Origin of the sequence: Faecalibacterium sp. BIOML-A1 (assembly GCF_009679715.1) — a bacterium.
In the GTDB taxonomy this organism is placed as follows: Bacteria; Bacillota; Clostridia; order Oscillospirales; family Ruminococcaceae; genus Faecalibacterium; species Faecalibacterium taiwanense.
Genome location: NZ_WKZJ01000021.1, coordinates 1 through 12,119 on the forward strand (window position 1 = coordinate 1; position 12,119 = coordinate 12,119).

The 12,119-nt window shown below is 47.2% G+C and carries 13 protein-coding genes and 3 pseudogenes; 11 read left to right on the top strand and 5 right to left on the bottom strand.

The window, feature by feature from the left end:
- From GKG36_RS14150 to GKG36_RS14160, 3 genes and pseudogenes are all read right to left on the bottom strand, one after another.
- A partial coding sequence (locus GKG36_RS14150) for a site-specific integrase (RefSeq protein ID WP_154261270.1) occupies positions 1–1,166 on the bottom strand: 1,166 nt, incomplete at its 3' end.
- A gap of 16 nt (positions 1,167–1,182) precedes the next feature.
- Positions 1,183–1,497 (bottom strand): helix-turn-helix domain-containing protein, encoded by a 315-nt coding sequence (locus GKG36_RS14155; protein WP_154261272.1) that lies wholly within the window; start codon positions 1,495–1,497, stop codon positions 1,183–1,185.
- 42 nt (positions 1,498–1,539) lie between these two features.
- Positions 1,540–2,804 (bottom strand): annotated as a pseudogene (locus GKG36_RS14160) (plasmid recombination protein).
- Positions 2,805–3,580: 776 nt separating this feature from the next.
- On the opposite strand from GKG36_RS14160, the gene GKG36_RS14165 reads away from it, so the two are divergent.
- The 10 genes and pseudogenes from GKG36_RS14165 (at position 3,581) to GKG36_RS14215 (ending at position 10,259) form a co-directional block, all read left to right on the top strand.
- Positions 3,581–4,411, top strand: a complete 831-nt coding sequence (locus GKG36_RS14165; RefSeq protein ID WP_154261274.1) for a helix-turn-helix transcriptional regulator — start codon at positions 3,581–3,583, stop codon at positions 4,409–4,411.
- Positions 4,395–5,060: a sigma-70 family RNA polymerase sigma factor gene (locus GKG36_RS14170; RefSeq protein ID WP_154261276.1), complete on the top strand. Its 666-nt coding sequence runs from the start codon at positions 4,395–4,397 to the stop codon at positions 5,058–5,060. The genes GKG36_RS14165 and GKG36_RS14170 overlap by 17 nt, the downstream gene beginning before the upstream one ends.
- A gap of 64 nt (positions 5,061–5,124) precedes the next feature.
- Entirely contained in the window at positions 5,125–5,655 is a 531-nt protein-coding gene (locus GKG36_RS14175; protein ID WP_154261278.1) for a sigma-70 family RNA polymerase sigma factor, read from the top strand.
- Positions 5,648–6,337, top strand: a complete 690-nt coding sequence (locus GKG36_RS14180) for a DUF4367 domain-containing protein (protein WP_173012991.1) — start codon at positions 5,648–5,650, stop codon at positions 6,335–6,337. The genes GKG36_RS14175 and GKG36_RS14180 overlap by 8 nt, the downstream gene beginning before the upstream one ends.
- A 181-nt stretch (positions 6,338–6,518) precedes the next feature.
- A complete protein-coding gene (locus GKG36_RS14185) occupies positions 6,519–6,992 on the top strand; it encodes a hypothetical protein (protein ID WP_154261281.1) in 474 nt (157 codons plus the stop codon).
- Positions 6,993–7,106: 114 nt separating this feature from the next.
- Positions 7,107–7,517, top strand: coding sequence for a hypothetical protein (locus GKG36_RS14190; RefSeq protein WP_015564578.1), 411 nt, complete (start codon positions 7,107–7,109; stop codon positions 7,515–7,517).
- Positions 7,518–7,955: 438 nt separating this feature from the next.
- Positions 7,956–8,396: a hypothetical protein gene (locus tag GKG36_RS14195; protein ID WP_005929376.1), complete on the top strand. Its 441-nt coding sequence runs from the start codon at positions 7,956–7,958 to the stop codon at positions 8,394–8,396.
- 164 nt (positions 8,397–8,560) lie between these two features.
- Positions 8,561–8,695 (top strand): annotated as a pseudogene (locus tag GKG36_RS14885) (DUF4367 domain-containing protein); the annotation flags it as partial.
- Positions 8,696–9,323: 628 nt separating this feature from the next.
- Positions 9,324–9,710, top strand: a complete 387-nt coding sequence (locus GKG36_RS14210; RefSeq protein WP_223382614.1) for a hypothetical protein — start codon at positions 9,324–9,326, stop codon at positions 9,708–9,710.
- Between the two features lie 9 nt (positions 9,711–9,719).
- A complete protein-coding gene (locus GKG36_RS14215; RefSeq protein ID WP_015564577.1) occupies positions 9,720–10,259 on the top strand; it encodes a hypothetical protein in 540 nt (179 codons plus the stop codon).
- Positions 10,260–10,338: 79 nt separating this feature from the next.
- Here GKG36_RS14215 and GKG36_RS14220 read toward each other — a convergent pair whose 3' ends face one another.
- A complete protein-coding gene (locus GKG36_RS14220) occupies positions 10,339–10,587 on the bottom strand; it encodes a DUF6061 family protein (protein ID WP_015564576.1) in 249 nt (82 codons plus the stop codon).
- Positions 10,588–11,068: 481 nt separating this feature from the next.
- Between GKG36_RS14220 and GKG36_RS14225 the strand changes: the two are divergent.
- Positions 11,069–11,257: pseudogene (locus GKG36_RS14225) on the top strand (DUF6061 family protein); the annotation flags it as partial.
- A gap of 160 nt (positions 11,258–11,417) precedes the next feature.
- On the opposite strand, the gene GKG36_RS14230 reads toward GKG36_RS14225, so the two are convergent.
- The coding region (locus tag GKG36_RS14230) for a DUF4368 domain-containing protein (RefSeq protein WP_154261283.1) at positions 11,418–12,119 on the bottom strand (702 nt) is incomplete at its 5' end.

The following is a 12,119-nucleotide window of genomic DNA, read 5'->3' on the forward strand; positions in this document are numbered from 1 at the left end:
GTAGCGTGTCCTGCGGTGCCCTGAACGGCCTTCACATCGCCGCCAGAGATCATCAGCTGATAGGTGGCACTGGAATGCCGCAGACCGTGGAACACAATACGAGGGAACTCCGGGTGTGCATCCTGCCATTTGAGGAACTTTTTGCGAATCAGCACAGGCTCCACAGCCAGACCGTTGGGCAGACGGAACAGCATTCCGCTGTCATGGTAGCGTGCCGGATCTTTCATCTCGTCTGCCGCCAGCTGATTCAGCCACTTCTTCAGTTCCTCTTTCAGAGCAGAGGTCATGAAGATGGTACGGCAGGAGGACGCCGTTTTGGTGCTTTTCAGGATGAGAGAAGTGGTGCTGCGTTCCAGCTTGTCCGGGAATACCTTGATGATGCAGCCGTCGTCTACCTGATTCAGGGCTTCTTTACGCACTCGCTGCATGGATTTGTTGATACGGAATGTTCCGATGCCGTCCGCAGCGTCAAAGTCAATATCCTCTGGGGTCAGACCTACGATCTCGCCCTCTCGCAGTGCGCCCACCAGTGTGAGGTGGACTGCCAGATGCAGGATAGGGTCATCCATGCTGTCCAGAGCCGCCCGCATTTCCTCTACCGTCCAGATGGAGCGCTCCTGCGTGGACTTCTTGGGGCTGTCCACGGGAACAGGACTTTTGACAAGAATGCCCCATTCCACGGCGTACTGGAACGCTGTGCCCAGCAGCCGATGCACCTCATGGATCGTCGTGCCGGAAAGGAACCGCTGTTTCTGCTTTTCGGTCAATTCCTGCTTCTTTCCCTCGATATACGAACCGCAGGGCGTTTTGCTCAGGGTCGTATAGAGGTTTTCCATGTGGTAGGGCTTGAGTTTCTGCATCTCCATGCTGCCGATATAGGGGATAATAAGGTTCTGAATGGTGGAAAGATTGGATTCGTAGGTTTTGGGGGCCCACTTGTGCTTGCTGCACTGCTTGGGCAGCCAATCCATGAGGAACTCTGCTACCGTCACAGAGGACGGAATCAGGAAAGTACCAGCCGCCAGTTCATGCTCGATTTGCTTTTTTCGGTTTGTTGCCTCCTCTTTTGTGGGAAAACTCTCCCATTTGTCGCAGCTCTTGCCGTGCTCATCTTCATAAGTGTATCGGACGCTGTAAGAGTTGCCGCGCTTCGTAATATATGCCATACTGTTTGCCTCCTTATCAAGCTGCCCGGTAGAGCCACGCATCGAAACTGTCTTTCGGTACACGGATGCTTCCGCCTACCCGCAGGACACGGAATTCGGTGGTGCTGTTGCACAGGTTGTAAGCAGAGCGCAGGCTGATGGCCAGCATTCGTGCGATCTTTTCCACCGTGTACACCAGCTTCGTGGTTGCTGGGCTGTCAGTCGGAGACTTGACGGCATTGGTTTGAGTGACCACCTCCATTGTAGTGAGATTCGAGTCCTTTTGCAAGAACTTATTCGTATAATCGGAAGATTGCACAGGGACGGTCATAGAATTACGGTCAAAATCCATAAGCATTTCTCCTTATATTGTCATATCATCTAAAAATTCAGCTTAAAGTTCTACATCTTGCCCACGCCTGCGGTTTCGCTGCTGCACATTCATGGTGAGCTCCTGCTTGGGGGCAAGAATCTTTTCCAGAAAGCCGCACACCAGTTCGGGCGCACGGTGGAGAGCGTCCAGATAGGGCTTCACTTCATACCAGAGTTCATGATACTTTTGACCCCAATGAGCAGCTTCCTTCTTGGCGGTGGAAAGTTCTTCTTTCAAGCGGCGGTTCTCCACATCCATCATATAGCCGTGGTCGGCCTGTTTTTCAGCTTGGAGAATTCTTCTTCGGTCAGTGAGTAGTTACCGAGAAAGGTGCGCTTGCCGATATAATCCAGATCGCGCGCATGAATGAGGGCTTCTTTTGTGAGCGTGGCCTTTTTCTGCACAGCGGCAAGTTCCTTTTCGGTCTTGGAGAGGGTTTTGTTGGTTTGGGTGAGGTGCTGCTCTTTCTGGTCAATCTGGGCGGTCAGGCTGTCCAGCCGTTCCTGCTCCCGTTGAACTTTGAACTGGGTGACGGTCAGGTGTTCTTCGGTGCTGCCACGTTCGCCGCGCTCTATATCGGTGTACCCGGCAGCGCGCATAAAATTGAAGAAGTTGTCCTGCAAGACGCTGTACGACTTCTTCAGGATAGGCTTGCCGTTTTTTTGCAAAACAGGCTTTCCCGATTCGTCCAGCAGAGGTTTGGATGCCCACTTCTTGCTCCGGCTGACCTGCATGACAGTCTCCTTGACGGTGCCGACCAGTGCCTTGTCCTTGCAGCGTTTCGACCAGAGGATCTGCTTTTCCACCACAGGCACATAGACCACATGAAGATGGTAGTGGTAGACCTCCCGGCCTAATGCTTCGGTCATGGCGCGGTTGATCTCATCGGCGTGCATGACTGCCGAGAGGATATACTGCTCACCACCCACGATCTGAACGGCTGCTTTGTAGGCATCCTCATAGAACTGCTTGGCGAACTCATAGCCGCCGTGGTTGTCAAAGTAGGCCGAGTTGACATCAAAGACAAGCTCACAGTAGTGGGTGGCATCCGGTTTCAGGCCGCGCGTGGAGATGGTTCCGGCGGCTTCCAGTTGGGCGAACAGGTCGGTGTAGCTGGCGGTAGGCTTTTTGAAATGGACGTTCCATGCGGTGCGCTGGGGGATAATATCGGGGTTCCGATAGCTGTCCTTTTCACGTTCATTGTGCTGCTGGGTGTTGCCAACGGCCTTGTCCGAAACGGCGAGATTTCGGACACTTGTGCGGTCAATACCATCATTTCTTGCCAAAGGGCATCCCTCCTTTTGGGGTTCAGAGGAAGGTGACGGGAACGAAGATGCACTTCTTCGGAAGTGTAATAACCCACTATAACACCTTCATCCCTATGGGCTGCAAAGTGTAGTGGGCTCTTCGAGGACTCTCCGAGGGGGAACGTCTCCTGCGGGAGAGTTAATCGAGTTCACGTTTGCGAAGCAATGAAAGCCCCAGTGGGGCTTTTAAGTGACCGAACGGTCTTGCGCCAGCAAGATGGAGGGGCCTCGCCCCGACAAGTTCGCACAATGCGAACTTGATTGCTCCGTACGCATCCGAAAAAATCGCGTACAGAGTTCAAATAACCTGTACGGTTCGTACGGTGTACGGAAACCCGAAATATAAACGATAACACGCCTTAATTTATCTCGATTTGCCGTACGGGTGCGTACAAGTACAGACCGTACAGGTTGTACGAACTTCTTCCATGAAAAAATGCACTTTTTACGGGCAGGGGTGGACAAGCGGCTCGATGCATGCAAAACCGCGCACCCTGCGGCCACCGGGCAGGGCGGTGTTATGTGTTGCACCAGAGTATCCCCGTGTGGGAACTCTGGTGTTTTTTGCTTCCTGCCTGAATATACGGAAAATTTTGCAGGAAAGGCGCAAAAGCGGCAGAACTGCAACGGAAAAAGAAAAATGCCCTCACTGGTTGCAGGACTGCAACAGCAAGGGCGGAGAGGTAACCGTATATTGAACAAAACGGCAGAGCGTATTATAATGAGGAAAAAGATCAAAAAGGAGGGCCGACCACATGGCACAGGAATATCTGCCCGCACCATCCAACATCCGTCTTGCGGACTTGATGAAAGAACACAACATCAGCCAACCGGAGCTTGCCAAGGAACTCGGCTGCTCCAAAAGCACCATCAGCCGCTTCATCAGCGGCGCAAAAGGGACGCTGACCCATGAGCAGGTGCTGAAAATCGCAAGGCTGTTTAATGTGTCCACGGATTTCCTGCTGGGAGAAACCAACATCCCCGACCGCAAAAATTACGACATTGCCGAACTGGGCTTGTCCGTAGAAGCTGCAAAGAACCTCTACACAGGGCGTGTCAATACAGAGGTGGTCAATCTGCTGCTGGAAAATGCCCGCTTCGCAGAGCTTACTTACCGCATAGCGCAGTATTTTGATGATACTTTTGCATCCGGCATCGCAGCACAGAATGCCATGCTCACGACATTGAGCACCCTGCTGCGCACAAAGGTCAAGACCCCGGAAGCAGCCAAAGCCGCAAAGGACATCAGCCTTCGGAGAAAGCCGGTGTACCAGGGCGACCTTGATGATATTGAAATGTACTTCATGGCGGCAATCAAGGAAATCAAAAAGGGGATCGGGAGCCATTACGCCGAACAGGAAGCCATGAGCAAGAAAGTGGCAGAGAAGATGTTCACTGAATTGACCAAAGGGCAGGATGTGCAGCACCCAACGATTACGGCAGAGCAGTTGACAGATGCAATGTTGGACAGTGTTTCGGGCATGGAAGGAGCCACGCCAGAAGCACTGGAACAGCTGCGGAACGGTCTGTTGGGAATCTTGCAGTCTGCCGCAGAGCAGGAAAACGCCCATGAAGCAGACGAATGAACGGCTTTGTGCGCTGGCACAGAAAGGGGACGCTACCGCACTGGACAGCCTGATCGACAACAACAAGTCCTTTATTGGCAAGGTGGCGAATGACCTTTTTCGCAGCATGAATTTGGCACAGGCTGGCCTGAACCTTGACACGGACGATTTGAAACAGGCGGGCAATCTGGGCTTATGGAAAGCTGTGCCGAAGTTCGATGCAGCGCGCGGCATGAAGTTCCTGACCTATGCGGCTCCTGCCATCCGCAACGCCATGATGGACATGGTGCGGGATGCCTTTGCCGCTTTTGAGCAGCGGATGGTAACGGAGGACAAGGACGGCGTCTGCTACCAGCGCGTTTCGCTGGACGATGTTCTGCCGGGAGAGGAACAACTACGGCGCATTGAAGCCATAGCCGACCCCTACGCCATGCAGCCGCAGAGTATTATGGAAGAACAGGAATCGCGCCGGGAACTGTACGATGCTCTGAAACGGCTGAGCCAGCGGGAGCAGACCTATCTTCTGTACCGCTATGGCTTCACCGATGGCGAGGAACATCCGCTAATCGGCACGGCGATATACTTTCACCTGACGAAAGGCCGCGCCAAAAAGACCGAAGAACAGGCCATGGATAACCTGTGGCTGGAACTGCCGTGGTGGTTTTTATGAATGGGCAGAGAGGAATTGTGTCAAATTGACATAATTCCTCCCGATAAGAGGGATGTGAGCGAAAATGCTGGCAATGTATCTGGCAGTTCTGGATGACCGGAGCAGCGAAGAACAGTTTATAGATGTATATAATACCTACAAACGGCTGGTCTACCATACCGCTTACAAAATTATGGGCGATTCGTATCTGGCAGAAGATGTACTGCAAGAGGTGTTTTTGTACGTTGCCAAAAATTTTTCTAAAATTCATCGAGAAAACTGTCACAAACTCGCTGCTTATCTCGTTAGTTGTAGTAGAAGCCGTGCATACGATATGCTTCGCAAGCAGCGAGAAGAACCGCTGGAGGAAGTCCCGGACGCACAAGATGACGCCCCGGTGCCGGATGATGCAGTAGTCAGCACCGATAACATCCAACACCTGACAGAACTGATTGGGCAGATGAAACCGATGTACCGTGATCCTCTGCGTCTTTTGGCAATGGGCTATACCAACCGGGAGATTGCCGAATCGCTTGGACTGACGGATGAAGTGGTTCGGATGCGGCTTTTCCGTGGAAGAAAACTATTGTGGAAGGAGCTGAACAGCCGTGAGTGAGCGGACAGAGATTTCTTTTGATGCAGCTTTGATGATGGCACTCCGTGCAGATGCACAAAAAGAACTGGACGAGCTGCCAAGTCCGGCGCAGCTTAAAGAACGCTACCCGGACACGTCCCGATGGGATGCTCGCCTGCAAGCGGCGTTGCATAAACGCCGCCCGGTGCTGAAACGAGTGCTTGTTGCAGCCATGACGCTGGTAATTTTAACTCTCGGCGCGCTTGCAGTAAGTGCAGACTTCCGCAAGGCAGTCTACACGATGATTCAGAAGTTCTTGCCGATTGAGATGCAGCTGACGTATCAAGTGGACGGCGAACCGTTGGAACGATTACCGGATGGATACAGCGATCATTATGTGCCGGACGGCTTTGAAATGGACGATGCGCAGAAATTTGAACGAGCAGAAAACTTTTTACATGTTTACTCGTCAAAAGAAACAGAGGAAAGCTACACTGTCCGTTGTTCAATTATCCAGCCGGGGCAGCAGTCCCTATTTGATAATGAGCATACAGTGTACGAAACCGTAAAGGTCGGAGAAGCAGATGCAACTTTGGGAACGAGTGCAAGCGAAAACGGAGACACCGTTTATATTTTAAGCTGGGAGCAAGGAGGCGTTTCAAACACGATTATGGGAAACATTTCACGAGATGAGATTATGAAAATTGCTGAAAACGTATTTTAATATGAAACTCCATGCTATTTGTTAGAATCAACAAATAACATGGAGTTTCTTTGTATAAGCGTACAAACATAACGAAAAGCAGAGATTTTTTCAAAAAAGTTGTCACAAACATAAGGCGAACTACGTTGACTAAGCAAAAGCTCCTATTAGGAGCAAAAAATTGGAGGTGTATTGTCTATTTATGATGAGAAAAAAAGAAAAAATAATCACAACGACTGTGACCTTGATTTTGGTGGTCATACTGATTTGTATAAAAGTCACTCACTTTGTGATAATAGAACGTCCATTGAAACAATGCAGGATAGTATCAGCATACCATCTTACAGTAGACACTAATGGTGCTCAAATTGACCAGTCTTGGCTATTTGAAAAGGATGACCTGACATATATAGATATTGCCAAAACTTTTGAGCAGACATATTTTGTCACTGATTATGCTGGTGGTTCTGGTGATAGCGGTGCACTCAATGAACTCACGATAGCTTTTGGTGAAACAATGGACGGAATGCCAGATATTCGCATAACGGTTTCTGAAAATGGCTACATTCAAATCAATGGTAAAAGAGCATATCCGCTTTCTCTTAAATATGCAGGCAAGAGGCTTTACGTACATCTTTTGGGGTGCTTACAGGATGGAGCCGATCTGCAGCAATAAGAATGACTAAGCAGAAGTTCCTGTGGAAGGTAAATTAAAAACTACGGAAGCTTTACGCTGAAAGCTGTAACTTTAAGCAGACCGGAAAGCTTATAATGAGGGTAGAACAGAAATATGACCAACGAAGATACCACTGATTTTGACGAGCACTTCGCTAAAATTTCGTCCTATATTGTGGACACATTGCACGGCGTTCCACTTGAGATGACCGAGGATGAAAAAGAACAATTTCGCATACAGGTTATTTCAAATCAGTATGCAGAACGGTTGCTAAGTGAAGCCGAAAAGACAGAAACGTATAGAGGTTTATCAAAAATTGATATTCTCCATACAGTTTCTATCCCTCAACTGGCTAGAACAATCCCACTTAAAGGTTTGAATCTCAGTTTAGAAAAATACAGAATGCCGGATGGTGTAATAATAGAGGTTGAGAGTTCGTCACATTATTTGGGGTCATTTAGTGAGAAAAATGATTCTTCCACAAATTGGATAGAAAAGATCATGGAGGGTGTCGGTATTCACTAGATGGATTCTCAAGAAGCATAAACAGCCCGCTATTTGCAGAGAATTCTGGAAGAAAATTGAAGAAAGCATCCTTCCGGCAACAGCACCCCGGACGTTTGTGAACTCTCACAACAGAGATCAAGAACCAATCCCTGCTTTGCGCTTACACCGTTTTGGTGACATTTTTTCTCCGTCTTGCTACAATATTGTGGATTTTTTCTATTTGTGCTTTGCTATTATCAACATCTAAAATGGAAACCGTGATGGAGGTGATTCCAATGCAGATAATTTCCTTGAAAACAAATTGAATGCTTTGGCAAACGGTGGCCAGTTCTCCATTTCCTACGACATCACGATTCCGTAATAAAAGCATTAGATAATGGGTATAAAAGCCACGATTCTTTAGAGTCGAAAGAAAAGAATCGTGGCTTTGTACGTTTGAATTAAGGAGCAAGCCAAATGAATAAGAAATTGGAATTTTTTAGCAGTATGGCGGTTGCCTTTATAGTTTTGATATTGGTCTTTCTTTGCATTCGTTTTTCAGGTCAGGGAAAATTTGCTACACATGGAGGAACCAATCCGTCTGATGTAAAATGTATTTATACTTCAGTTTGGCCGGATAATGAATACACTAGGCTTATTTGTGAGCCGGAAAGTGGAACGATAGAATATATATTGGATGGTTCTAATGCTGGGTATTATGCAATCTTTTATAATAATATCTCTGAAGAAGAAATACAAAAATATATTGACCAATTGAAAACCTTAGGATACGCTGAAGAGGCATCGGCTTCAGAAAGCGTTTCGACAGGCGTTTTGCTAAGAAAAGATGAAACATGGATAAGCATTGCATACTCAGAGGGAGGATTTGGAATCCGGATTTCAGTAGAAAAATCCTGAATAAAAGAGATGCTGGGGAATCCCGGTTATCCCTATGATGCAGTGGAAAGAAAATGGATTGCTCAATATTGGAGGCTCCAACCACAGCTTCTTTGTTGAAATGTTAATCAGTTAGATACCGCCAGACGGTTTATTTAGAACGAGGTTAAGTTGGAACAGCCGATGCCACACTCGGAACAAACAATAGCGGAGGCCGTACAAGATATGTGCTAGTATGGGAGAAAGATGGCATATCACATACGATCATTGGAAAGATACCGCGTGAAGAGATTCTAAAAATTGCAGAGAGCATTTCCTAACTGGCTGAATTTTTGCCCACACGCTTGTAATTATTTACAAATGTGTGGACACTTTTTCGTTGAAGCGTCCAAAGCTGACAAGATTTTGAACTTTTTTCAAAAAAGCTGTCACAAACGCAGTGTGAGCAACGTTGACTAAGCAAAAGCTCCTGGGGGAGTGTGCAAAATGGAGGTTATTCATTAATCAAAATGACGAAAGAAGAAATCATTTCCATGCTATCAAAGGAATTGAACAGTGAATGGACGAATGGAGTCACATGTTTGATGGTGGAAAATTCCGATAGCTATATTCCAGTAATAGTTCATCACAATAAAAATGAACTTATTGTTGAAGTAGGAGAACAAGACAAGAAGATTTACCGCATCGGACGAAATGAGCTAAATAAAACATCTTAGTCATCACCAAAAAAATCATTGAAATCAGTCACAATTTGACGCATAGAATATGAATTCAAACTTGATATGAGGTGATTCCAATGCAGAAAAAATAGAACACATATTTCGAAAATATTGCTACCATCAAACTGTCAAAGAATACAAGTCAAACGGTTCTTTGATTCGTTCTAAAACGGATTACTATCAGGCTATTGGTGGTTAAGTCACTCCGTTTGTAAGGAAAGGGTTGAAAATGGATTTTCTTAAACAAAAAGGGCCATTAGCAAGAGAATTCTGCAACACGTTGATTTACATTATTTCGTTAGTGTCATTAAAGCCTTCAAGCCTTCAGAGGGTGTTGACAGAACTTCAATGGAATGGGATGTGGTTCTTTTCTCTGGCATTTTTCGCTGTCATCTTTATGGAAATGCTGTCCGATTTTTTGCTGGTTACAGATCGCTGCACTGCATGGAAAGCATTAAATGGAAATGTCAGCGAAGCCGAATTTCACAATCTTCAGCAGATTGTCCTATGCGAAAATCAGAAAGTTTCCATTGAGAAGAAACTTGCAAGTACGATACTACTGGTTCTGATGATATGTGCAACTGCTGCATTTGTGTGGTTTACCTTTTTGGTATAAGGTTTTGTTATGAAAGAGATAATTATTATACCACATATTGGAATTGGACAATTAAAATTAGGTATGGCACCAGATGAGCTAGAAAAAACTCTTCTGCAAATGAAGAGACAATGGTCGAATTCTTCTAATGAAGCAATGCAAATGGAACGTTGTGCGGAAACCGATGACCCTAATTTGATAACCGGACGATATATGGATAATGATTCGTTCTTTCTAGTGCAGTATCGGAACGGAAAAGCTACTGAAATCGGCATCCAGAGAGATCTGTCTAAAGTTGCGTCAATAAAACTGTTCGGAATGGACATGTTTAATACAACCGCCGAGTGTATTATTGATAGCTTAATGAAAAAGGACAAAGTTATTTGCAACGAAAAGGACTTGCAACTTGGGACGGAATATATTTTTCCCAAAAGTGGAGTCCGACTCTGGAGAGAGCGAGCATTTCATCCCAAATTGTTGAAAGACCCGTTATACATGGAAGAAATGCAGGCGGTATTAGAAGACGAATACCAGTATCAGTATTTTCAGATGGTCACCATAATAGATTGAACTACTAACTAAGAGCCCTCTATTTGTAACGACTGCAAGTAGAGGGCTGTTGATCTGTTTGGAATATTTCAATTAAAGGTCAATCTTCCAGTCTGCCATGGTCGCAGCCAAGTGAAAGGTAGTGTTCAATCTCACCACTCAGCACAAGCTGGGCGTACTCCAATGGCTTATTGTAGAGCAGCCAGTCCAGTTCTGCCCGCTGTGCCGGGGTGTTGCCGTACTCGTCCTCAATGGCAATGCAGTCGATGGCAACAGCAGAGCCGTCCGCAAACTGGGCTTCCACCCGGTTGGTGTCCATATTGTAGTGGCAAGAAAGCAGTTTGTTCATAGTCGTGTCCTCCATGACTTGATTTTGATGTTCGGCCACTCAAACCAATGCCGTCAAGCCGGTGGGGGATAGAGCGATTTTATTTGTCGGGGAGTAAGTGCACGGTTTCTGCACGGATTTTGCACGGTTTCAAAACGTGCAGAAGGTGCTTTTCGTTACAAAATCCGACAAAGGGTGCAGAAATTACTGGGTGAAAAATCACGTTGTCTTGATTAAAAATAACGATGACTCGAAACTTCCATAAATTGAGACGAACCGGCGGCTTGCTCTCTTAATCAGTGGGCCCAGGGTTCGAGTCCCTGGAGGTGCACCACAACAACAAAATCCGAACTTTTTTCCAATAGGAGAAGGGTTCGGATTTTTTGTTTTCTTTGGAAAACAAAATGAATCCCTTGCTTCCATCGAAAAACGTCCTAGACCTTATCACAAAAAAGCACGACAGACCACGGTAAGAGTGCCGTAAGGCAGAAAGGACACGAACCGGGATGGGAGAAAAATTTCCATTGACTGTACCGGGGTTGAGGATGCACTGGATGTGACCATGGCGCAGCAGACGGAACTGGACTACCTTATCTACAATGACCCACTGGGCTATGCGGATTTGATTCTGAACGGCGACCCGAAGGAATATTTGAAGAATGTGGCTGGAAGCCATGGGCTAGAAGATTAAGGGCAAAACAAAAAACAGGGTGCGCCCCTGAATAGGACGCACCCTGCCAAAAGCCACAGACAACAGCGATATGTACAGCAGGGCGTTCCCCGTAGCAGAGTTCCCATAAAACAGTATTTGCAAAAGCTCCCGAAATGGGGAAGATTTGGCGTGACTTCGGTCACGCCTTTTCTTTTGCTTCCAGTTCATCCAGAGGGATGTACCCCAGCCCATCGTACTTGATATGGATGTGCTGCACCCGCTTTCCGCTGGACTTATCCGGGGCATCCACATAGATGGCCGACACCAGTTCACGGAGAACATAAGGGGTGAGTTCTTCAATATGAACGTACTTGTGCGCTTTCTGGACGAACTTTTCAATATTCTCGATCTGCTGTTCCTGTACTTCAATTTCCTGCTGGATAGAGAGGGCTTCCTCTTCCAGATGCTTCTGTTCGGCATCGTAGCTCTGGCTCATCATGTCAAAGCGTTCATCGCTCAGCTTTCCGCTGGCGTTATCCTCGTAGATTTTCATGAACAGCCGTTTGAGGTCTGCAATCCGCTTCTCATTCCGGGCAAGCTGCTTCTTCAGGACGGTCAGCTTTTCGGTGCTTTCCACCCGAAGCTGCTCCTCCATGACCTTGCGGAAGTAGTCCTCATGACGGAGAATGTAGTCCGTCACCCGCTGAACATGACTCAGTACACGTCCTTCCAGAACCTTTACCCGGATGAAGTGTCCCTTGCACTTGCTCCCGTTCTTCTTGTGCAGAGAGCAATCAAAGAAGTCTTGACTGAAGTCCCTGTTGTTGGACGAACCATATTGCATCTTGGAACCGCAGTCAGCGCAGTAGACCATACCGGAGAAAATGCTGCTCTTGCCTGT

Coding starts and splice junctions, on each gene's coding strand:
- GKG36_RS14165 (WP_154261274.1), top strand. CDS start 3,581: ATGGCACAGGAATATCTGCCCGCACCATCCAACATCCGTCTTGCGGAC.
- GKG36_RS14215 (WP_015564577.1), top strand. CDS start 9,720: ATGAAAGAGATAATTATTATACCACATATTGGAATTGGACAATTAAAA.
- GKG36_RS14190 (WP_015564578.1), top strand. CDS start 7,107: ATGACCAACGAAGATACCACTGATTTTGACGAGCACTTCGCTAAAATT.
- GKG36_RS14175 (WP_154261278.1), top strand. CDS start 5,125: ATGCTGGCAATGTATCTGGCAGTTCTGGATGACCGGAGCAGCGAAGAA.
- GKG36_RS14195 (WP_005929376.1), top strand. CDS start 7,956: ATGAATAAGAAATTGGAATTTTTTAGCAGTATGGCGGTTGCCTTTATA.
- GKG36_RS14220 (WP_015564576.1), bottom strand. CDS start 10,587: ATGAACAAACTGCTTTCTTGCCACTACAATATGGACACCAACCGGGTG.
- GKG36_RS14170 (WP_154261276.1), top strand. CDS start 4,395: ATGAAGCAGACGAATGAACGGCTTTGTGCGCTGGCACAGAAAGGGGAC.
- GKG36_RS14210 (WP_223382614.1), top strand. CDS start 9,324: ATGGATTTTCTTAAACAAAAAGGGCCATTAGCAAGAGAATTCTGCAAC.
- GKG36_RS14155 (WP_154261272.1), bottom strand. CDS start 1,497: ATGGATTTTGACCGTAATTCTATGACCGTCCCTGTGCAATCTTCCGAT.
- GKG36_RS14185 (WP_154261281.1), top strand. CDS start 6,519: ATGATGAGAAAAAAAGAAAAAATAATCACAACGACTGTGACCTTGATT.